Here is a 20366-nt window from a genome sequence, read left to right as displayed (position 1 = left end):
AAAACGGATATGCTATACGACGATCATGGGATTAGGGGTTTTCATCCACCGCTCAGATTCGATCTATGACGACAGCCCGGCGGAGCAATATCAGTTTCCCAGCCAGTATCTCCATCGTGTCCAAGCATGCGTCGGCGACTGGATCATTTACTACGAGCCTCGAAAGGTCTCCGAGACTCGAGGTTATTTTGCCGTCGCGAAGGTGCAGCAAGTCATTCGAGATCCCAACACATCGGGCATGTATCTGGCGCTGATCGAACCTGGAAGTTATCTCGACTTCGTCCACCCAGTTCCCTTCAGCGGTGCCGACGGTGTCGTCGAGCGCGGTGTACTAAACGCGGAAGGTCGGATTTCCGGCCGCGCGCAGTCGGCGGTTCGCCCAATCTCCCCAGACGACTTCAGCCGTATTGTTGCGCTGGGCCTCGATGATCGCGAACCATTGTTGCCACGCGTCGATGCGAGCGCATCGCCTCCAGGCTTTGAGGAAGAGCAAGCGCCTTTCCAATTCGAACAGAGCCGCGACCGGGTGAGCTATATCGCGTCCCGAATCGTGCGAGATCGCGTCTTTCGCCAAGTCGTTTTGAGTGCCTATGATAAGCGCTGCGCAATTACCGGGCTCAAGTTGATCAATGGCGGAGGGCGGGCAGAAGTCGATGCGGCGCATATCCGACCGGTCGAGGCGAACGGTCCCGATATCGTCAGCAATGGAATTGCTCTATCCGGCACGGCCCATTGGATGTTCGATCGAGGATTGATTGGTCTGACCGACAATCTGGAAATTCTGATTTCACGACAGGTCAATGATCCCGATGCGGTACGGGGTTTTATTAACAAGACTGGTCGCGCGCTCGTACCCCGGCGAGTATTTGAACGACCGCATGCGCATTTCCTGCAATGGCACCGCGAACACTGCTTCAAGCAATAAAATACATCGACCGTTATTTTCGGGATCACAGGACGAATAAGCTGCCTCGACCAGCATAAAGGCATGGATGGCCCGGACTTAAAGGAACAGGACGGACGTATTGTCCATCTTTTCATGTTGCAATCTGGAGAAACTGGAGCGGGCGAAGGGATTCGAACCCTCGACCCCAACCTTGGCAAGGTTGTGCTCTACCCCTGAGCTACACCCGCTCAATCCGCATCGGTCCGGGGTAGTTGTTGGACCGTGGGCGCCGCCTCGCGGCGACCGGCGCTATATGGCCTAACGGGTTTTCAAATGCAACAGGGAAATGACGGAGAGGCGAAGAAAAATTCCAGTGTTCGCGGGCGCCCGGCGGAAAGGCCGCAAATGCGGGGCAAAGCGTCGGTCGCAAAGATTGCCAAACGATGTGGACCGACTTAATCAGGACGCCTTGCTTTTTTCCCTTCCTGCCCAATGGATTGCCCCATGTCCGAAAATGCCCCGAAGACAAGAGAAGAATTATTTGCCTTTCTCGACGGGCTCGGCATTGCCCATAAGACGGTCGACCATGCGCCGGTCTTCACTGTGGCGGAATCGGTGGCGCTGCGCGATGAAATCCCCGGCGGTCACACCAAGAACCTGTTCGTCAAAGACAAGAAGGACAGGTATTTTCTGCTGACCGTGGAGGAAAATGCTGCCGTCGACCTCAAGCAGGTGCATAATGCCATCGGCGGGTCCGGCCGGGTTTCCTTCGGCAGACCGGAGAAGCTGATGGAATATCTCGGCGTTGCTCCGGGTTCGGTAACGGCCTTCGGCGCGATCAACGATACCGCAGAGAATGTCACCTTCGTGCTCGATGCCGAGCTGATGCGCGAGGAGATCGTCAACTGCCATCCGCTATCCAATGATGCGACGACCTCGATTGCGAGCAGCGACCTTATCCGTTTCATGGAAGCGACCGGACATAAGCCGCTTGTCTTGAAACTGACGTCCTGACATACGATTTTAGCGCTAAAGCGCGTCGCGATCTTTTAGATTCGCTTGCCGCGCTTTAGTCTTTGGTTTTGCGCATGTCTTTATCGCAAAACCGCCACACAGTTTTGCGCGACATGCTTTAGCAAAGACGCCGGCAGGATCGGCGCGGCGGGAGATACCTATGAGCGGCAGCGACAACCCCTATAACGCTTCCTTCGGAAATCAGATGACGGCGACGACAAGCTTCAGTGCTACGCCGGAACCCGCGGCTGCGGCCGGCAGCTACATCACGGAGACGACGACCGCGAATTTCGCCAAGGACGTCATCGAGGAATCGCGCAAGCAGCCGGTGCTGGTCGATTTCTGGGCGCCCTGGTGCGGTCCGTGCAAGCAGCTGACGCCGGTCTTGGAGAAGGTCATAAACGAAGCCAAGGGCCGTGTCCGGCTGGTCAAGATGAACATCGACGACCATCCCTCGATCGCCGGCCAGCTCGGCATCCAGTCGATCCCCGCCGTCATCGCCTTCGTCAACGGCCGTCCTGCCGACGGTTTCATGGGCGCGGTGCCGGAAAGCCAGATCCAGCAGTTCATCGACCGGATCGCCGGTCCGGCCGGCGCCGACGAGGCGGCCGAAATCGAAGCCGTACTCACGGAAGCGGCGGAACTGCTTGCCGCCGGCAATATCAACGAGGCCGCTCAGCTCTATGGCGCCGTGATGCAGGCCGATCCCGAAAATGCAAAGGCGATTGCCGGCATGGCCGAATGCATGATTGCCGCAAACCAGCATCAGCGGGCGCGCGACATACTGACGGCGCTGCCGGACGAGCTGGCGAAAGACGCCGGCATCCAGGCTGCGCTGAAGAAACTCGACCAGATCGAGGAGGCCCGCAAGCTCGGCGATCCCGTTGCGCTCGAGCGCGAACTGGCTGCCAATCCCGATGACCACGAGGCGCGGATCAAGCTCGCCAAGATCCGCAATGTCGAAGGCCGGCGCGACGAGGCGGCCGAACATCTGCTGCTGATCATGCGCAAGGACCGTGCCTTCGACGATGACGGCGCCCGCCGCCAGCTGCTGCAGTTCTTCGAGGTCTGGGGCTTCAAGGATCCGGCGACGGTTGCAGCGCGGCGCAAGCTTTCGGCGATGCTGTTCTCGTAGGGCGCCGCGCGTTCGAAGGACATGCCACGGATGGTCTATCGCATTAAAATCCGTGCATGATCTTTTTCGAAAATCGATTCCGATTTTCGAGGTATTCGCCACTGCATAATTCCTTAAATCGGAATCGATTTAGGGATTAAATCATACAGTGATTCAAAGTGTTACAGCGTCCTTTGCGCGTCTAAAAAGACGTGCGGCGCTGTAAGTTTCGAGCATCTGCCCTTGCGTTTTCGGACGAGGGCACCACATTCTCGTGAAGACGGGCATGCCCGTTACAAGAATGCGGGACGGTTTCATGCAAGTCGGGAATGCCAGATACCTGAAGCCGGGCGATCTGCCTGATGCGATCGCTGTCTTCCCCCTGACCGGCGCCCTCCTTCTGCCGGCCGGGCAGCTTCCCCTCAACATTTTCGAGCCGCGTTATCTGGCGATGCTGGATGCAGCACTGACCGGAAACCGGCTGATCGGCATGGTGCAGCCGGCGCTCGGCGAACACGAGGACAAGGGCGGCGAGCCCAACCTTGCTGCTGTCGGTTGCCTCGGCCGCATCACCTCCTTCGCCGAGACCGGCGACGGGCGCTATATCGTATCGCTGACCGGCGTCTGCCGCTTCCGGCTGCTGGAGGAGAAAGCGACCAGCGACCCCTTCCGCACCTTCCGCATCGCCCCTTTTATCGCCGACCTCTCGGCCGAGAACGAGGAGGAGGCGGTCGACCGCGCTGCGCTCCTGACCGCCTTCAAGGCCTATCTCGATGCCAACAAGCTGGAGGCGGATTGGGAGAGCGTCGAGCGGGCGAGCAATCTGACGCTCGTCAATTCGCTGGCGATGATGTCGCCCTTCGGGCCGGCGGAAAAACAGGCGCTGCTGGAGGCTCCCGACCTGAAGACACGGGCCGAGACGTTGATCGCCATCACAGAGATCGTGCTGGCGCGCGTCTTCGGTGACTCCGACACGGTTCTGCAGTAGACTTCAGCCATGGACGAAAAACTCAGCCGCGTCGATCCAAAGCTGCTCGATCTCCTGGTCTGCCCGCTCTCCAAGGGCCGGCTTTCCTATGATCGCGAGCACAATGAGCTCGTCTCGGAAAAGGCGCGGCTTGCCTATCCGATCCGCGACGGCATTCCGATCATGCTGGTGTCCGAAGCCCGCCGCCTCGACGATTGAAGCAATTCCAGGAAGCGCTTTTGCCGCGTATTGCGTAAAAGGTTAAATCGTCTGGCCGGCAAGCAGCCGCGGATTGTCCTTTGCCGTCGTTCCGGCCGCCTGGCCGATGAAGAAGGATTTGAGACGCGGCAGCCGGTCGACGATGCCGAGGCCGACGTCGCGGGCGATGCGGATCGGCGTCGCGTCGTTGGAGAAGAGCCGGTTCAGCACGTCGGTCGTCACCCCCATGCGGAAAGTGTCGAAGCGCCGCCAGGTCTGGTAGCGCTCGAGAATGTTGATCGAGCCGATATCGAGGCCGAGGCGATCGGCCTCCACGATGGTTTCGGCAAGTGCCGCCACATCCTTGAAGCCGAGATTGAGCCCCTGACCCGAAATCGGGTGGATGCCGTGGGCGGCGTCGCCGGCCAGCGCGAAACGCGGCGCGACGAAGGCGCGGGCGAGTGTCAGGCCGAGTGGGAAGACACGCTTTTCGCCGATCACTTTCAGGCTCCCAAGCTTGTGGCCGAAGCGGCGCTCGAGCTCTTCCTCGAAGATCAGGTCATCGGCGGCGACCAGCCGGTTGGCATCCGGCGTCCGCTCCGTCCAGACGAGCGAGGAGCGGTTGTTCTTGAGCGGCAGGATAGCGAAGGGGCCGGCCGGCAGAAAATGTTCCTCGGCGCAGCCGTCATGCGGCCGCTCGTGTTCGACGGTCGCAACGATGCCGGACTGGCCGTAGTCCCAGGTGACGGTCCTGATGCCGGCGAGATCGCGCAGCGTCGAGCGCACGCCGTCACAGGCAACCAGCAGCCGGGTTTCCAGCGCGCTGCCGTCCGAAAGCGTGACGGTGGCATGGGTATCGTGGGTCTTCAGCTCCGTCGCGCTGAGCCCATGGCGGATATCGATGCCGAGCCGGTCGCAGGCACCGCGCAGGGCTGCGACCATCGCGACATTTGGGATCATGTGGGCGAAGGGCCGGCCGTCGGCCACTTCGCCGTCGAAGGTCAGAAACACCGGACGCACCGGATCGGAGGTCTTGGAGTCGGTGACGATCATTTTGGTGATCGGCTGGGCTTCCGGCTCGATCTCGTTCCAGATGCCGAAGACCTCGAGCATCTTCGCCGCCGCCGCGATGATGGCGGAAGCGCGCGTATCGTTTTTCCAGACATGTTCGGGAGCCGCCTCGACGACCGCGACATTCAGATGGGGTGCTGCCTGTTTGACCGCGACAGCGGCGGAAAGGCCGACATAACCCCCGCCCACAACCAGCATGTCCAGCATCGCGCCGCTCCCGTACCTTATGCCTCAGATGTGCTCTATATAGATCATCGCAACTTCACTTCCTACCGCTGGGAGACATAGAAAATGACGGGCGAGACATCAGGGCCTTCGGCGATGGAGACGCTGCTTTCGACGCTCGACCTCGAGCCGATCGAGGTCGATATCTTCCGCGGCCGCAGCCCCAAGGTCGGTTGGCAGCGGGTCTTCGGCGGCCAGGTGATCGGCCAGGCGCTGATGGCGGCACAGCGCACCATCGAGGGCGAGCGTTTCGTCCATTCGCTGTATGCTTATTTCATGCGTCCCGGCGATCCCACGGTGCCGATAATCTACCGGGCAGAGCGCATCCGCGATGGGTCGAGCTTCAACACGCGGCGCGTCGTCGCCATCCAGCATGGCAAGGCGATCTTCGCGCTGTCGGCCTCCTTCCAGGTGGAGGAGCCAGGCTTCGAGCACCAGATCGCGATGCCTAAGGTTGAAATGCCGGAGGCGCTGCTCGGCGAGCAGCAGATCAAGGAGCAGTATCTCGCCCATGCGCCGGAAGCGATCCGGAAATATTGGCAGCGTGAGCGGCCGATCGAGATCCGCCCCGTCTCGCTGACGCATTATTTTTCCGACAGGAAGCTCGATCCGAAGCAGGACGTCTGGGTGCGCGCCACCGGCCCGGTCCCCGACGACCGGCTCTACCAGGCGGCAGTGCTTGCCTATCTTTCGGACATGACGCTGCTCGATACGTCGCTCTATGCGCACGGAACGTCCATCTTCGACCAGAGCCTGCAGGTGGCGAGCCTCGATCACTCCATGTGGTTCCACAGACCCTGCAAACTCGACGACTGGCTGCTTTATACGCAGGACAGTCCGTCGGCTTCAGGCGCCAGAGGATTAACCCGGGGTAGCCTATTTACACGATCCGGTAGCCTGATCGCATCGGTCGCGCAGGAAGGCCTGATTCGGAAAAGGGCAAATGAATAAATAATGTGCAACTTTACAAATTTGCGCGTTATTTGTGCGCTTATTGGCCAATCATTTGCCTGTTTATTGGCACTATTTATTATAACCTTTACTTTTCAATGACTTACGTCTTGCCTCGAATCTGGCACGTCCCTTGAATGTGTATTGGCCGGTCGCTGTTCAGGAACGTCAGCGGCAAGGAGAGTCGGCTCCGCGCCGAGGATAACGAAGGATGGGAAACCAGATGAAAATTGTGATGGCCATTATCAAGCCGTTCAAGCTCGATGAGGTCCGCGAAGCCCTTACGGCGATCGGTATTCAGGGGCTGACCGTAACCGAGGTGAAGGGCTACGGGCGCCAGAAGGGGCACACCGAAATCTATCGCGGCACCGAATATGCAGTCAGCTTCCTGCCGAAGCTCAAGATCGAAATCGCGGTTGCATCGGAACTCGTCGACAGGGCGGTTGAGGCCATCGCGGCAGCGGCCAAGACCGGCCAGATCGGCGACGGCAAGATCTTCGTCTATTCGATCGACCATGCCGTGCGCATCCGTACGGGCGAAACCGATTCAGAAGCGCTGTAAGAACGGCAGATCAAGGAGCTTTTTCCAATGTCAATTTCGAAGTTTTCTTCCACCTTTGCGCGGCTTTGCGCAGCTTCGGCCGCCCTTCTGGCGCCGGCCGTCGCTTTCGCGCAGGAGGCTGCGCCAGCCGCCACTGCCGCTGCTGCTCCTGCTCTCACCATGGACAAGGGTGATAATACCTGGATGCTCGTCTCCTCGGCGCTCGTCCTTCTGATGACCATCCCCGGCCTTGCGCTTTTCTACGGCGGTCTCGTTCGCGCCAAGAACATGCTCTCGGTGCTGATGCAGGTCTTCATGATCACGGCCGTCGTGGCGCTGATCTGGGTGACCTACGGCTATTCGCTCGCCTTCACCGATGGCGGTTCGCTGAACAGCTTCGTCGGCGGCTTCTCCAAGGCCTTCCTCGCCGGCGTCAACACCTCGTCGCTCGTAGAAACCTTCTCGAAGGGCGTCGCCATTCCGGAATACACCTTCATCGTGTTCCAGATGACGTTTGCCTGCATCACGCCCGGCCTGATCGTCGGCGCGTTCGCCGAGCGCATCAAGTTCTCGGCCGTCATGCTCTTCGTCGTGCTCTGGGTCACCTTCATCTACTTCCCGATGGCGCACATGGTCTGGTTCTGGGGCGGTCCGAGCTCCTACACCTCGCCGGCCGGCCTGATCTTCTCCTACGGCGCAATCGACTTTGCCGGCGGCACGGTCGTTCACATCAATGCCGGTATCGCGGGCCTCGTCGGCGCCATCATGCTCGGCAAGCGCACGGGCTATAAGAAGGAAATCATGGCTCCGCATTCGATGACGCTGACCATGGTCGGCGCCTCGCTGCTCTGGGTCGGCTGGTTCGGCTTCAATGCCGGCTCCAACCTCGAAGCCAATGCCTACGCTTCTCTCGCTATGATCAACACCTTCGTTGCAGCGGCTGCCGCCGCTGTGTCCTGGTGCATCGTCGAAACCCTCACCCGCGGCAAGGCTTCCATGCTCGGTGGCGCTTCCGGCGCGGTTGCCGGTCTCGTTGCCATCACTCCGGCGGCAGGCTTTGCCGGCCCGATGGGCTCGATCGTTCTCGGCCTCCTCGTTTCGCCGGCCTGCTACTTCTTCGTCGACGTCGTGAAGAACAAGTTCAACTACGACGACAGCCTCGATGTTTTCGGCGTCCATTGCGTCGGTGGCATTATCGGCGCTCTCGGCACCGGTATCCTCGTCAACCCGGCGCTCGGCGGTGCAGGCATCGTCGATTATTCGACCGCCGATTTCGCAGCCTCCTATGCCGGCACGGCAACCCAGGTCTGGAACCAGGCCAAGGGCGTGCTGACGACGCTGCTGTGGTCCGGTATCGGCTCGGCGATCCTCTACAAGATCGTCGACGTCGTCATCGGCCTGCGTGTCACCGTTGAAGCCGAACGCGAAGGTCTCGACCTTTCGACCCACGGCGAAGCCGCCTACCACTCTTCCTGATCACAGGGTTTGCGGCGCCCGGCAGAAGGGCGCCGCTTCACGGCCCGTCGCGGCCTATCTAACCATAGACCGCATTTGGCCCGGACCTTTCAAGGTTCGGGCTTTTTTCATTTCCCGGTTCGGAATGCACGTCCAGGCATGCATGGTTAACATCGCTTTAACCCGGCTCTGATTAGGTAGAGCGGACGCATTTTGGCACCGAAGCTTCAGCGATTCGCGTGTCCTCAGGCATTGGACGGGTTAGACACATGGCAAGAAGCACGTCGCCGGCGATGGATGGCCGTCCGGATCGGTTTTCCTTCTCGGCATTCATGCTGCGGCAGATCCAGGCGCTCATCGGCTTTGCGATCTTTCTGCTGCTGGCGTTCTGCGTCGCGGCACTGGCGACATGGAATGTTGCGGATCCGAGCTATTCCTATGCGACCGCCAACCTGCCGACGAATATTCTCGGTTACAGCGGGGCTGCCTTTGCCGATATCGTCATGCAGTTCCTCGGGCTTGCCAGCGTCGTTTCGATGCTGCCGATCGTCGCCTGGGCGCTGACGCTGATCTCGGGCCGCCGCTTCAGCCGCATTCCTGCCCGTGCCGGCGCCTGGTTCGGCGGTTCGGTGCTTTCCTGCGCCGTCCTCGGCTGCTTTCCGCCGCCGCTCACCTGGCCGATCCCGAACGGCATCGGCGGTGTCATCGGCGACATGATCCTGCGTTTTCCCGCACTCTTCGTCGGCGCCTATCCGACGGGCACCTTCGCCATGGTCGTCGGCTGCATCTTCGCCGCGCCGACCGCCTGGCTGATGCTCTTTGCATCAGGCCTTGTCGGCCGCAGCGACGTCGACGAGGAGATCGAGGAGGACTACGTCGATACGCGCAGCAAGGCCCGCGTCGTCGGAGACGAGGACGAGGAGGAGGACGAATCCCGCTGGGTCGCTCTCAGCGGCGCCGTGACGCATGCCTGGTACATGAGCCAGGGCCGACTGCGTCGGCTCTTCGGCATGGGGCCGCGCAAGCGGCGCCATGGCGATTACGAATCACCTTATGATTTCAACGATGACGAGTTCGGCACGCTGAACGAACCCGTCCGCGCCAAGGCGTCGACCGTCCGCGGCGAGCGCATGGAACCGTCGATGGAGCCATCGATGGGGTCAAGAACGGCTTCGCCGCGGCGTATCGTCTCCGCGCCGTCGATGTCCATCGATGACGATGATGAAAATGACGACGACCTGCCCTTCGATAACGACATGCCGCCGCGCCCGGCCGATATCCTGCCCGACGACGATGACGACGACTGGATGATCCGCGCACCGGCAAAAGCGGCCGGCAAGCCGGAACCGCGCGTCGTTCCCGTCGTCGCACGTCCGAAGCCCAGCGCCCGCATCGAGCGGGAGGCGCAGGGCTCGTTCATCCGTCCCGAGGGTTTCCAGCTTCCGTCGATGCATCTGCTCGCCGAACCGAAGAACGTCGTGCGCGACTCCACGCTTTCGGCCGATGCGCTGGAGCAGAATGCCCGCATGCTCGAAGGCGTGCTCGAAGATTTCGGCGTCAAGGGCGAGATCATCCATGTCCGTCCCGGTCCCGTCGTCACGCTCTACGAACTGGAGCCGGCGCCCGGTATCAAGTCGTCGCGCGTCATCGGCCTTGCCGACGATATCGCCCGCTCGATGAGCGCGATTGCCGCCCGCGTCGCCGTCGTGCCCGGCCGCAACGCGATCGGCATCGAATTGCCGAACCAGACGCGCGAAACCGTCTATCTGCGTGAACTCATCGCCTCCCGGGATTTCGAAGGCAGCAAGGCGAAGCTCGCCATGGCGCTCGGCAAGACGATCGGCGGCGAAGCCGTCATCGCCGATCTTGCCAAGATGCCGCATCTGCTCGTCGCCGGCACCACCGGCTCCGGCAAGTCAGTCGCCATCAATACGATGATCCTGTCGCTGCTCTACCGCATGACGCCGGAACAGTGCCGACTGATCATGATCGACCCGAAGATGCTCGAACTCTCCGTCTATGACGGCATCCCGCACCTGCTTTCGCCTGTCGTCACCGATCCGAAGAAAGCCGTCGTCGCGCTCAAATGGACCGTGCGCGAGATGGAAGAGCGCTACAAGAAGATGTCGAAGATCGGCGTGCGCAACATCGACGGCTTCAACAGCCGCGTCGAGCAGGCGCTGTCGAAGGGCGAGGCGATCTCGCGCACGGTGCAGACCGGATTCGACCGCCATACCGGCGAGGCGATGTACGAGACCGAGGAATTCGATCTGCGGCCGATGCCCTATATCGTCGTGATCATCGACGAGATGGCCGACCTGATGATGGTCGCCGGCAAGGATATCGAAGGCGCCGTCCAGCGTCTGGCGCAGATGGCGCGTGCGGCCGGCATTCACGTGATCATGGCGACACAGCGTCCGTCGGTCGACGTCATCACCGGCACGATCAAGGCAAACTTCCCGACCCGCATCTCCTTCCAGGTGACGTCGAAGATCGACAGCCGCACCATCCTTGGCGAACAGGGCGCCGAACAGTTGCTCGGCATGGGCGACATGCTCTACATGGCGGGTGGCGGGCGTATCCAGCGCGTGCACGGCCCGTTCGTTTCGGATGTCGAGGTGGAAGAGATCGTCTCCTACCTGAAGACCCAGGGCTCGCCGCAATATCTCGACGCGATAACCGCCGATGACGACGAAGACGGCGATTATGGCGGCGGTGGCGGCGGCCCGGCCGGCACGTCCAATCTTTCCGAATCGGAAGATCCCTACGACCAGGCGGTCGCCATCGTGCTGCGCGACGGCAAGGCGTCGACCTCCTACGTGCAGCGCCGACTTGGCATCGGCTACAACCGTGCCGCCTCGCTCGTCGAGCGCATGGAGAAGGAGGGCATCATCGGACCGGCCAACCATGCCGGCAAACGCGAAATTTTGGTTCCGACCGAAGGCGACATCCTCGACCGCTGACATAACAGGCATATATTTCCGATGCAGCCGCTTTTGCGGAAACCTGATAGCATCGAAGCCGTTACCTCTCGCAGGCCGATCGCAACGCCTTGAAGACGCCGCCTTTCGGCAGCATGCAGATCGCATAAAGGAGATTTAGATGAGTCACTCCGATACCTTCCTCTCCGGCCTGACGGTAACGCGCCGCGACCTTCTCCGCGCCTTTGCAGTCGCTGCGATAGCGAGCGCCATTCCCCTTGGCGCTTATGCGCAGGCGGCAGCTCCCGCCTCCGGCACGGCGCAGGCGATCGCCGATCATTTTTCCGGCGTCACGACGATGCAGGGCGAATTCGTGCAGTTCGGCCCGCGCGGCGAACAGACCGGCGGCAAGTTCTTCATCCAGCGCCCCGGCAAGCTGCGCTTCAACTATGATGATCCGTCGCCGATGCGGGTGATCGCCGACGGCAGGAACGTCGCCATCGGCAATATGAAGCTCAAGACCTGGGATCTCTATCCGCTGTCCAAGACCCCGCTCAGCCTGCTCCTGGCGCAGCGCATCGATCTGTCGGCCGGCATGGTGAAGGGCGTGAAGGAAGAGTCTGACCTGACGACGATCGCACTCGGCAACAATACGGTGTTCGGAAACTCGACCATTACCATGATGTTCGACCCGAAGACCTACGACCTGCGTCAGTGGACGATCACCGACAATCAGGGCAAGGACACCTCGGTGATGATCTTCAACGTCAAAACCGGCATGCAGTTCGACGATCGCGTCTTCCGCGTGCCCTATGAGACCATTCCAGGCACGCCTCAATCGCGCGATTGAACCTTTTCGGTTGATCGGCCGCTCCTTTTACAAGCGGCCGGTTCCCTCGCGTCCGCCTTTGTTTTAAAGCCCTTTCATGAAAGCGTGAAGGGGTATGGGCATGGGTTTTTCGATCACCACCTGGAACATAAATTCGGTGCGGCTACGCATGCCCATCGTCGAGCAGCTCGTTCTCAAGTACAGGCCCGATATCCTTTGCCTGCAGGAAACCAAGGTGACGAACGATCTGTTTCCCGCGGCACCGCTCCGGGCGATGGGCTACAATCACATCATCATCCATGGCCAGAAGGGCTATCACGGCGTGGCGATCGCCTCGCGCATTCCGTTGACCGAGGATCACCGGCAGGATTTTTGCGGCGTCGGCGATGCGCGCCACATCTCGGCGATCTTCGAGCACGGCAATCGCCGCGTTCGGCTGCACAATTTCTATGTCCCTGCCGGCGGCGACGAGCCGGATCGCACGATCAATCCGAAATTCGGCCACAAGCTCGATTTCATCGAGGAGATGAAGCTGCTGAAAGCCGATGGCGAGGCCAATACCTCAGCCATCCTCGTCGGTGACCTCAACATCGCGCCGCTGGAGCATGACGTCTGGTCGCACAAGCAGCTTCTGAAGATCGTCAGCCATACGCCTGTCGAAACCGAGGGGCTGCTCGAGGTGATGAAGCGCGGTGCCTGGCTCGATCTGATGCGCCAGCATGTGCCTGAAAGCGAGAAACTCTACACTTGGTGGAGCTACCGCGCCAAGGACTGGGAAGCCGCCGATCGCGGCCGCCGTCTCGACCATATATGGTCGTCGTCGGATCTCGGGCCGCATCTGAAGCGGATAGAAATCCTGAAGGAGGCGCGCGGCTGGGACCGGCCCTCCGACCACGTACCGGTGACGGCACATTTCGATTTCTAAGCGGTGCAGCTTCGTCGAAGCGCAGGGATCCTTATCGCGAACTGGGATCAGCTGAAGCGGTAGAACTGGCTTGCGGCCTTTGCCGCGAGTTCGGCAAGATTGTCGCGGATGCGGTTCTCGATCAGCCGGGCTGCGTCAGGATATTCCTCGATCAGCCGGTGGAAGAGGGCGCGGGTGATGCGGATGATGCTGGTGTCCTCGCGCGCTACCGCGGTGAACTTGCGCTCCACCAGCGTCACCAGCGCCAGCTCGGAAACCAGGGTGCCGGGGCCGGCGATCCCCTCTGTCCTCTGCATACCGTCGTTGCTCGTCGCGCTCAGCTCCAGGCTGCCGCTGAGGATGACATAGGCGCTCTCGGCGGGCGAGCCCTGGCGAAACAGCATCTGGCCGGCAGCGATCATGCGCCGGTCGGCGCCGAAGGCGATCAACCGCAGCTGATCCTCGTTCATGTCCTTGAACAGAGGAAGCTGCGCGAGCATGTGGATGTCGTCGGTCAGCGCCATGCGGGCTTTTCGCCTTAGAGAAATTCCAGCAGAAGTGCGTCCGGTTCTGCGTCCGGAATTACGTGAAAACAAAGAGATAGGCATTTCCGTCATTCGGAGAAAAACGGAAATACTAGGGTATGATCTTGTAGCCGCCGTTTTCCGTGACGAGGATTTCGGCATTGGAGGGATCTCGCTCGATCTTCTGGCGCAGGCGATAGACGTGGGTTTCCAGCGTATGCGTCGTCACGCCGGAATTATAGCCCCAGACCTCTTCAAGCAACACGTCGCGGGTAACAACCTTCTGTTCGGCGCGGTAGAGATAGCGGATGATCGCCGCTTCCTTTTCCGTAAGCCGGATCTTCTGGCCGTTATCGGTGGTCAGGAGCTTCTGGCTCGGCTTGAAGAGGTAGGGGCCGACAGTGAAGGTCGCGTCCTCGCTCTGCTCATGCTGGCGCAGCTGCACGCGGATGCGGGCGAGCAGCACGGCGAAGCGGAAAGGTTTGGTGACATAGTCGTTGGCGCCGGCTTCGAGGCCGAGGATTGTGTCCGAATCGGTATCGTGGCCGGTCAGCATGATGATCGACGCCTTGAAACCACCCTTGCGCAGCAGCTTCACCGCCTCGCGGCCGTCCATATCGGGCAGGCCGACATCCATGATCAGCAGGTCGATCGGCATCGAACGGGCGGTCGCGACACCCTTGCCGGCATTGGCTTCCTGCAGAACCGTGAATTCCTCATACAGCGACAATTGCTCCGTCAGCGTCTGCCGAAGGTCATTGTCGTCATCCACCAGAAGAATGGTGCGTGCGGTCATGCCGTTTGCGTCCTCATGTTAAGTTCCCTAGTCCTACGCCAAATTCCTGGTTTGGCAAGGATCGGGCAGCGGGCTGTTGCCGGGTCGGTTTTGATATGATTTCAATCGAAGCCCCAGACAAGGCACGACATGCGAGAAAAATGGAAAAAGCAAGGCAGAGGCGGGGTATGACGCCGTCGACGATGGTGGTGCGTCCTGCGCCGGGGCGCAAGAGCCGGGCGATCGTCCGGCTCGGCACCATCACCGTGCCTGCTGCGATCGGCCGCTCCGGCCGCACAGTGATGAAACGCGAGGGCGACGGCGCCACGCCGATCGCTTCGATGAAGCTGATATCAGGCTTCCGGCGCGGCGAGCGGAACGGCCGGCTCGTCACTCCACTGCCCATCCGCAGCATCCGCCCCGACATGCTTTGGTGCGATCAGTCTGACAGTGCCAGCTACAACCGCCTCGTCAGGGCGCCGTTCAGTGCAAGTCACGAGGAAATGCGGCGCAGCGACGGGCTCTACGATATCTGCCTGGTGATGGACTGGAACATCTCCTCGCGTGCGCGCAATCGCGGCTCGGCGATCTTCTTCCATCTCATTCGGCCGGGCTACGAGCCGACGGCGGGCTGCGTGGCGGTGAGCCTGCGCGACATGCGCCGCCTGTTGCCCCACCTTCGAAAGGGAACGATTGTCCGCGTCGTCTGATTGTCTTCCGGATGCGGCCGCCTATATGCTTCCGGTGACCGAACGCTCCGGCTGAAATGCGTTCTGGGACGTCCGCAAGCGCGGGCGCAATTCATGCCTCGTCCAATTCTTCCAAGCTCCCGGAGATAGATTGTGACCGCTCAACCCATCATTACTTTCCATGACGGACATTCCATTCCCCAAGTCGGCCTCGGTGTCTGGCAGACGCCGCAGGATATTGCCGCTCCCACCGTGCGCACGGCGATCGCCGCCGGCTATCGTCATATCGATACGGCTTCCGGCTACGACAACGAAGAGGGCGTCGGCGAAGGCATCCGCTCTTCCGGCCTCGACCGCAAGGACATCTTCGTCACCACCAAGCTCAGGAATACCGATCAAGGCTACGACAATACGTTGCGCGCCTTTGACGGCAGCCTGAAGAAGCTCGGCTCCGAATATGTCGACCTCTATCTCATTCATTGGCCGTCGCCGCATCGCGGCCTTTATACGGAGACCTGGAAGGCTTTCGTCCGCATCCGGGAAGAGGGCCGCGCCCGCTCGATCGGCGTGTCGAATTTCAATCCTGAACATCTCGAGCGCATCATCGGCGAAACCGGCGTCGTTCCCGCCATCAACCAGATCGAGCTGCATCCCGATTTCCAACAGAAGGCGGCGCAGGAGGTTCACAAAAAACTGGACATCGCCACCGAATCCTGGAGCCCGCTCGGCCAGGGCAAGTTCATCTCGAACGCCGATATCGGCGCGATCGCCAAAAAACATCAGAAGACACCGGCTCAGGTCATTATTCGCTGGCACATCGACACCGGCCTCGTCGTCATCCCGAAATCGGTGACGCCGTCGCGTATCGAGGAGAATTTCCAGGTGTTCGACTTCAAGCTCGACGCCGATGATATGGCCGCGATCGCCAAGCTCGACAACGCAAACGCCCGCATGGGGCCTGATCCGATGACGGCAACCTTCTGATCGTCGTCTCGATTATCGCCAAGCCAAGGTCGTCCCGCAAAAGACCGCCTGCGGTGTCCGTTGTAAAAGACGACCGAGGGCGGGCGGCATAAAATGTGAAGCCCACCGATGCGCAGCGGCATCGGTGGGCTTTTGATTGTCATCTGTTTTGACGGATCAGTTCCACTCGCGGATATCGACGAAGTGACCGGCGATAGCGGCTGCAGCGGCCATTGCCGGCGAGACGAGGTGCGTGCGGCCCTTGAAGCCCTGGCGGCCTTCGAAGTTGCGGTTCGAGGTCGAAGCGCAGCGTTCGCCCGGCTTCAGGCGGTCGTCGTTCATCGCAAGGCACATGGAGCAGCCCGGCTCGCGCCAGTCGAAACCGGCGGCCTTGAAGATCTTGTCGAGACCTTCGGCTTCCGCCTGTTCCTTGACGAGGCCGGAGCCCGGCACGATCATCGCGTCGACAGTTGGGGCAACCGTCTTGCCTTCGACGACCTTGGCGACTTCGCGCAGATCCTCGATGCGGCCGTTGGTGCAGGAGCCGATGAAGACGCGGTCGAGCGTGATATCGGTCATCTTCGTGCCCGGCTTCAGGCCCATATAGTCAAGCGCGCGCCACTTGGAGGTGCGCTTGGTTTCGTCCGGAATGTCGTCCGGGTTCGGAACGATGCCCTGGACCGAGATGACATCCTCGGGCGAGGAGCCCCAGGAAACGATCGGCGGCAGGCTGGCGGCGTCGAGCACGACGACGCGGTCGTAATGAGCGCCCTCGTCGGTCTGCAGCGTCTTCCAGTAGGCGATCGCCTGTTCCAGCGCCTCGCCCTTCGGCGCGCGCGGCTTGCCCTTGATATATTCGAAGGTCTTTTCGTCAGGGGCGATCAGGCCGGCGCGAGCGCCGCCTTCGATCGTCATGTTGCAGATGGTCATGCGGCCTTCCATCGACAGCGCGCGGATCGCTTCGCCGGCAAATTCGATGACGTGGCCGGTGCCGCCGGCCGTGCCGATCTCGCCGATGATGGCAAGGATGATGTCCTTGGCGGTAACATGCGGCGGAAGCACGCCGTCGACCCGCACCAGCATGTTCTTTGCCTTCTTCTGGATCAGCGTCTGGGTCGCCAGCACATGCTCGACCTCGGAGGTGCCGATGCCGTGCGCCAGCGCGCCGAAAGCGCCATGCGTCGAGGTGTGGCTGTCGCCGCAGACGATGGTCATACCGGGCAGGGTGAAGCCCTGTTCCGGACCGACGATGTGGACGATGCCCTGGCGCTTGTCGCTTGCCGAATAATATTCGACGCCGAATTCGGCGGCATTGGTCGCCAGCGCTTCCACCTGGATGCGGCTTTCCTCGTTCTTGATGCCGAGATGGCGGTCGGGCGAGGTCGGAACGTTATGGTCGACGACGGCGAGCGTCTTTTCCGGCGCGCGAACCTTGCGGCCGGTCATGCGCAGGCCTTCGAACGCCTGCGGCGAAGTCACTTCGTGGACCAGGTGGCGGTCGATGTAGAGAAGACAGGTTCCGTCTGCCTGTTCGTCGACCAGATGATCGTCCCAGATCTTGTCGTAGAGGGTACGCGGTGCGCTCATGGCGGTAAGTCCGTTTTTCTAAAGCTTTTGGAAAATCGAGAAATGGCGGATCAGGCTCCGCCGGCCGTCATTCGATCAACGAAGTCGGCTGTTGAGCGCACCAGACACGCACGCAAAAAACCGTGCCGGCAGGCGATAATGGTCCTGCAGCACGAAAATATGCGCACCAATGCATCTGAACTTGGATTCCATGGCCTGCATATACCAACTTTCCGCCGCCTGGGCAATGTTCTGCAAAGTCACATGGGCCAATGGATAGAGCGGGTGACAGAGTCGAATATTTCTCAGGCGAACTGTCGGCCTCAATTCCAATTACAGCTTAGTTCGTCTTGAAAGCAACGATAGCCGACATTGCTTGCCAAGCAGCGTAGGAGTGGTCGATAAGATCCCTGGCCTAAAGTGCGGCAGTAAGTAAGTGATTTTTCCGAGACGATCGCCCAGTGCTCAGCGAGCTTTTTCTTTGCGTCGGCTTCATCCTGAAGACACTTGTTTGTCTCGACGTTTTTTTCATCCGCATTCAGCATCTTTGAGGTTAGCCGGACACAGAACGAGCCGTCATATTCAGGCAACTCTGCCGCTTGCAGAGAATTCGGTGTTGCAACAACGGTTACCAAAAGAAGCGACGCGACCGAAAATTCCAAGAATGATATTCTCATAGCGTTTTTCCGCGACAGGTCAGCTTTCCCGAATAGCATTTTTCGCCGACAGCCTGCGAAAGACAGCCCATAAGCTGCTGATATGATTTCGTTTCGTTCTTGGTTCCCTTGTATTTCATACAGATTTTCATGTCATCGTCGGTGACCAGGAACCAATGTTTCTGCAATTGCTCCTTGAAGCGATTTTCGAAATTATTGCATTGCATATAGGCAAGGAAACGCTGGGCGGGCTTGATCGGATGTTGCGACACTTCTTCACAGTAACCCTGGAAGACGGGCAGTTCGGCAGCCTTGGTCGAAAATGATATCGTGCTGATAAGAACAAAGGCCGCCAAGAAAAGGGAGATGGGCGCTGTCATTCAAAAATGCTCCAAGATTTATGCAACCTAAAAATTGCTCTTGGGGAAATGCAAGCAAAAAGTTGATGCATTCACCGCGACTTCATCCATTTCTCCGTCCGCCGCAGCGCCAGCGACAGGCCGATCGTCAGGATCAGATAGATATAGGTGACGATCGAATAGGTCTCGAAGAAGCGGAAGGAGCCGGCGGCATAGACCTTGCCCATCTGGGTGATGTCGGCGACGCCGAGCACCGAGACGAGCGAGCTGTCCTTCACCATCGAGACGAAATCATTGGAGAGGGGCGGGAAGATCACCCGGATCGCCTGCGGGAAGACGACGGAGCGAAAGCGCCGGTAGCGCGACAGGCCAAGCGCCTTGGCCGCCTCGATCTGGCCGAGATCGACCGATTGGAAACCGGCCCGGAAGATTTCGGCGATGAAGGAGGAATAACCGACCGTCAGCGCGATGATCGCCCGCCACATCAGCGACAGGTCGCGCACCAGAATGGGCTCGGTCACGCCGGATGTCACCAGCGGCGAAATCAGGAAATTATAGGCTGCGACCAGAGCCGGCGCGCCGACGAAGGCGACGTAGAACAGCAGCACGAGGATCGGTATGCCGCGGATGATCTCGATGTAGAATCGCGCGATCTGACGCAACACCTGGCTGTCGGCCATGCCGAGCAGGCAGATGCCGAGGCCAAGCACGGTGGCGAGCACGAAGGCGACCAGCGTGACGAAGACAGTGACGCCGACACCGTTGACGACGGTGCGGAAGACCTGGGCATAGATATCGTTGGCGACGATGACGGCGGCAAGGACGATGCCGATCGTGACGAGGGCGACCAGCCACCAGGGATAGTCGTCCTTGACGTGTCTGTCTGGAGATGGTCGCAGGGCCATCAGCAGTTGCTCGGCGTCATTCGCCCATCTTGTAGTCGAGGAACCACTTCTTGTTCAGCCCATCCAGCGTGCCGTCGGCCTTGAGTGCGGCGATGGCGGCGTTGACAGGGGCGACGAGCTCGGACCCCTTCGGGAAGATGAAGCCGAAATCTTCGGTGCCGAGCGGTTCGCCGATCAGCTTGAGGGCGCCGTTCGAGGCATCGACATAACCCTTGCCGGCGGTGCCGTCGGTCAGCACGACGTCGACGTCGCCGGCCTTGAGCGCCTGGACGGTGGCGCCGAAGGTTTCGAAGAGCTTGATGCGCGGGTTCTGCTCGTTGCCATCAAGCACTTCGTAGACTGCGGTGTAGAAGGGCGTGGTGCCGGGCTGCGCGCCGACCAGGCCGTCCTTGAATTCGCCGAAGGACTTGGCGTCGGTGAAGCGCTTCTCATCGCCGCGCACCAGCATGAATTGCTGCGAGCGCATATAGGGATCGGAGAAATCCACCTTCTGCTTGCGGTCATCCTTGATGGTGATGCCGGTCATGCCGATGTTGTACTGGCCGTCGGACACCGCCTGGATCATCGCGTCCCAGCTGGTGTTCTGGTATTCGACCTTGACATTCAGCCGCTTGGCGATCTCGTTCATCGCATCATATTCCCAGCCGATCGCCTTGCCGGATTTCGGATCGACGAATTGCAGCGGCGGATAGGCATTCTCGGTGACGACGACGACGCTCTTGCCGTCGAGATCGGGCAGCTCGGCCGCCGATGCGGCGAGGGGTAGAAGAGCAAGGGCGGCGAAGCTCGCAAGAACGGTACGACGAAACAACATTGAACGGTTCCCCAAATTGAACGGCAAAAACTGTCACGG

At 60.4% G+C, this 20366-nt stretch carries 21 protein-coding genes and 1 tRNA gene; 13 read left to right on the top strand and 9 right to left on the bottom strand.

Annotated elements, in window-relative coordinates:
* Positions 1–25 precede the first annotated feature (25 nt).
* On the top strand, positions 26–925 hold the full coding sequence (locus BA011_RS18875) for an HNH endonuclease (RefSeq protein WP_065281576.1): 900 nt from the start codon (positions 26–28) through the stop codon (positions 923–925).
* Between the two features lie 134 nt (positions 926–1059).
* Here the strand turns inward: BA011_RS18875 and BA011_RS18870 are convergent.
* Positions 1060–1134, bottom strand: a tRNA-Gly gene (locus tag BA011_RS18870).
* A gap of 256 nt (positions 1135–1390) precedes the next feature.
* Here BA011_RS18870 and BA011_RS18865 point away from each other — a divergent pair.
* The 4 genes from BA011_RS18865 (at position 1391) to BA011_RS18850 (ending at position 4200) form a co-directional block, all read left to right on the top strand.
* Positions 1391–1900, top strand: a complete 510-nt coding sequence (locus BA011_RS18865) for a prolyl-tRNA synthetase associated domain-containing protein (RefSeq protein WP_065281575.1) — start codon at positions 1391–1393, stop codon at positions 1898–1900.
* 160 nt (positions 1901–2060) lie between these two features.
* Positions 2061–3035: a thioredoxin gene (gene trxA, locus BA011_RS18860; RefSeq protein WP_065281574.1), complete on the top strand. Its 975-nt coding sequence runs from the start codon at positions 2061–2063 to the stop codon at positions 3033–3035.
* 280 nt (positions 3036–3315) lie between these two features.
* Positions 3316–4002, top strand: a complete 687-nt coding sequence (locus tag BA011_RS18855) for an LON peptidase substrate-binding domain-containing protein (RefSeq protein ID WP_186806561.1) — start codon at positions 3316–3318, stop codon at positions 4000–4002.
* Between the two features lie 9 nt (positions 4003–4011).
* Positions 4012–4200: a Trm112 family protein gene (locus tag BA011_RS18850; RefSeq protein ID WP_017962471.1), complete on the top strand. Its 189-nt coding sequence runs from the start codon at positions 4012–4014 to the stop codon at positions 4198–4200.
* A gap of 42 nt (positions 4201–4242) precedes the next feature.
* Here the strand turns inward: BA011_RS18850 and BA011_RS18845 are convergent, their stop codons facing one another.
* Entirely contained in the window at positions 4243–5457 is a 1215-nt protein-coding gene (locus tag BA011_RS18845; RefSeq protein ID WP_065281573.1) for a ubiquinone biosynthesis hydroxylase, read from the bottom strand.
* An 84-nt stretch (positions 5458–5541) separates the two neighbouring features.
* On the opposite strand from BA011_RS18845, the gene tesB reads away from it, so the two are divergent.
* The 6 genes from tesB (at position 5542) to BA011_RS18815 (ending at position 13097) form a co-directional block, all read left to right on the top strand.
* On the top strand, positions 5542–6426 hold the full coding sequence (tesB, locus tag BA011_RS18840; RefSeq protein WP_065281572.1) for an acyl-CoA thioesterase II: 885 nt from the start codon (positions 5542–5544) through the stop codon (positions 6424–6426).
* Positions 6427–6637: 211 nt separating this feature from the next.
* Positions 6638–6988 (top strand): P-II family nitrogen regulator, encoded by a 351-nt coding sequence (locus tag BA011_RS18835; protein ID WP_017962468.1) that lies wholly within the window; start codon positions 6638–6640, stop codon positions 6986–6988.
* Positions 6989–7015: 27 nt separating this feature from the next.
* Positions 7016–8443, top strand: a complete 1428-nt coding sequence (locus BA011_RS18830; RefSeq protein WP_065281571.1) for an ammonium transporter — start codon at positions 7016–7018, stop codon at positions 8441–8443.
* 248 nt (positions 8444–8691) lie between these two features.
* Positions 8692–11385 (top strand): DNA translocase FtsK, encoded by a 2694-nt coding sequence (locus BA011_RS18825; RefSeq protein ID WP_065281570.1) that lies wholly within the window; start codon positions 8692–8694, stop codon positions 11383–11385.
* A gap of 139 nt (positions 11386–11524) precedes the next feature.
* A complete protein-coding gene (locus BA011_RS18820; RefSeq protein ID WP_065281569.1) occupies positions 11525–12193 on the top strand; it encodes an outer membrane lipoprotein carrier protein LolA in 669 nt (222 codons plus the stop codon).
* Between the two features lie 100 nt (positions 12194–12293).
* Positions 12294–13097 (top strand): exodeoxyribonuclease III, encoded by an 804-nt coding sequence (locus tag BA011_RS18815; RefSeq protein WP_065282594.1) that lies wholly within the window; start codon positions 12294–12296, stop codon positions 13095–13097.
* A gap of 47 nt (positions 13098–13144) precedes the next feature.
* Here the strand turns inward: BA011_RS18815 and BA011_RS18810 are convergent, their stop codons facing one another.
* The gene (locus BA011_RS18810; protein ID WP_011653915.1) at positions 13145–13600 is read right to left on the bottom strand and encodes a cyclic nucleotide-binding domain-containing protein; all 456 of its coding nucleotides are present in this window, start codon (positions 13598–13600) and stop codon (positions 13145–13147) included.
* A 112-nt stretch (positions 13601–13712) separates the two neighbouring features.
* Positions 13713–14396 (bottom strand): response regulator transcription factor, encoded by a 684-nt coding sequence (locus BA011_RS18805; RefSeq protein WP_065281568.1) that lies wholly within the window; start codon positions 14394–14396, stop codon positions 13713–13715.
* A 167-nt stretch (positions 14397–14563) separates the two neighbouring features.
* Between BA011_RS18805 and BA011_RS18800 the strand changes: the two genes are divergently transcribed.
* Together BA011_RS18800 and BA011_RS18795 are read left to right on the top strand one after the other, a co-directional pair.
* The gene (locus tag BA011_RS18800; RefSeq protein WP_065281567.1) at positions 14564–15085 is read left to right on the top strand and encodes a L,D-transpeptidase family protein; all 522 of its coding nucleotides are present in this window, start codon (positions 14564–14566) and stop codon (positions 15083–15085) included.
* Positions 15086–15217: 132 nt separating this feature from the next.
* Positions 15218–16048: an aldo/keto reductase gene (locus tag BA011_RS18795; protein WP_065281566.1), complete on the top strand. Its 831-nt coding sequence runs from the start codon at positions 15218–15220 to the stop codon at positions 16046–16048.
* A 156-nt stretch (positions 16049–16204) separates the two neighbouring features.
* Here BA011_RS18795 and leuC read toward each other — a convergent pair whose 3' ends face one another.
* The 5 genes from leuC to BA011_RS18775 form a co-directional block, all read right to left on the bottom strand.
* Positions 16205–17614, bottom strand: coding sequence for a 3-isopropylmalate dehydratase large subunit (leuC, locus tag BA011_RS18790; RefSeq protein WP_020052055.1), 1410 nt, complete (start codon positions 17612–17614; stop codon positions 16205–16207).
* A 302-nt stretch (positions 17615–17916) separates the two neighbouring features.
* Entirely contained in the window at positions 17917–18255 is a 339-nt protein-coding gene (locus BA011_RS41800) for a hypothetical protein (protein ID WP_151343497.1), read from the bottom strand.
* Positions 18256–18266: 11 nt separating this feature from the next.
* Positions 18267–18629 (bottom strand): hypothetical protein, encoded by a 363-nt coding sequence (locus tag BA011_RS18785; protein ID WP_065281565.1) that lies wholly within the window; start codon positions 18627–18629, stop codon positions 18267–18269.
* A 71-nt stretch (positions 18630–18700) separates the two neighbouring features.
* On the bottom strand, positions 18701–19513 hold the full coding sequence (locus tag BA011_RS18780) for an amino acid ABC transporter permease (RefSeq protein WP_065281564.1): 813 nt from the start codon (positions 19511–19513) through the stop codon (positions 18701–18703).
* A gap of 16 nt (positions 19514–19529) precedes the next feature.
* Entirely contained in the window at positions 19530–20327 is a 798-nt protein-coding gene (locus BA011_RS18775; protein WP_065281563.1) for a transporter substrate-binding domain-containing protein, read from the bottom strand.
* Positions 20328–20366 lie beyond the last annotated feature (39 nt).

Source organism: Rhizobium leguminosarum (genome assembly GCF_001679785.1).
GTDB lineage: Bacteria > Pseudomonadota > Alphaproteobacteria > Rhizobiales > Rhizobiaceae > Rhizobium > Rhizobium leguminosarum_R.
The sequence above is the reverse complement of the archived record's forward strand: the minus strand, read 5'-3'. Positions and strand labels throughout refer to the sequence as shown.

Coding starts and splice junctions, on each gene's coding strand:
- BA011_RS18875 (WP_065281576.1), top strand. CDS start 26: ATGGGATTAGGGGTTTTCATCCACCGCTCAGATTCGATCTATGACGAC.
- BA011_RS18865 (WP_065281575.1), top strand. CDS start 1,391: ATGTCCGAAAATGCCCCGAAGACAAGAGAAGAATTATTTGCCTTTCTC.
- trxA (WP_065281574.1), top strand. CDS start 2,061: ATGAGCGGCAGCGACAACCCCTATAACGCTTCCTTCGGAAATCAGATG.
- BA011_RS18855 (WP_186806561.1), top strand. CDS start 3,316: ATGCGGGACGGTTTCATGCAAGTCGGGAATGCCAGATACCTGAAGCCG.
- BA011_RS18850 (WP_017962471.1), top strand. CDS start 4,012: ATGGACGAAAAACTCAGCCGCGTCGATCCAAAGCTGCTCGATCTCCTG.
- BA011_RS18845 (WP_065281573.1), bottom strand. CDS start 5,457: ATGCTGGACATGCTGGTTGTGGGCGGGGGTTATGTCGGCCTTTCCGCC.
- tesB (WP_065281572.1), top strand. CDS start 5,542: ATGACGGGCGAGACATCAGGGCCTTCGGCGATGGAGACGCTGCTTTCG.
- BA011_RS18835 (WP_017962468.1), top strand. CDS start 6,638: ATGGGAAACCAGATGAAAATTGTGATGGCCATTATCAAGCCGTTCAAG.
- BA011_RS18830 (WP_065281571.1), top strand. CDS start 7,016: ATGTCAATTTCGAAGTTTTCTTCCACCTTTGCGCGGCTTTGCGCAGCT.
- BA011_RS18825 (WP_065281570.1), top strand. CDS start 8,692: ATGGCAAGAAGCACGTCGCCGGCGATGGATGGCCGTCCGGATCGGTTT.
- BA011_RS18820 (WP_065281569.1), top strand. CDS start 11,525: ATGAGTCACTCCGATACCTTCCTCTCCGGCCTGACGGTAACGCGCCGC.
- BA011_RS18815 (WP_065282594.1), top strand. CDS start 12,294: ATGGGTTTTTCGATCACCACCTGGAACATAAATTCGGTGCGGCTACGC.
- BA011_RS18810 (WP_011653915.1), bottom strand. CDS start 13,600: ATGGCGCTGACCGACGACATCCACATGCTCGCGCAGCTTCCTCTGTTC.
- BA011_RS18805 (WP_065281568.1), bottom strand. CDS start 14,396: ATGACCGCACGCACCATTCTTCTGGTGGATGACGACAATGACCTTCGG.
- BA011_RS18800 (WP_065281567.1), top strand. CDS start 14,564: ATGACGCCGTCGACGATGGTGGTGCGTCCTGCGCCGGGGCGCAAGAGC.
- leuC (WP_020052055.1), bottom strand. CDS start 17,614: ATGAGCGCACCGCGTACCCTCTACGACAAGATCTGGGACGATCATCTG.
- BA011_RS18785 (WP_065281565.1), bottom strand. CDS start 18,629: ATGACAGCGCCCATCTCCCTTTTCTTGGCGGCCTTTGTTCTTATCAGC.
- BA011_RS18780 (WP_065281564.1), bottom strand. CDS start 19,513: ATGGCCCTGCGACCATCTCCAGACAGACACGTCAAGGACGACTATCCC.
- BA011_RS18775 (WP_065281563.1), bottom strand. CDS start 20,327: ATGTTGTTTCGTCGTACCGTTCTTGCGAGCTTCGCCGCCCTTGCTCTT.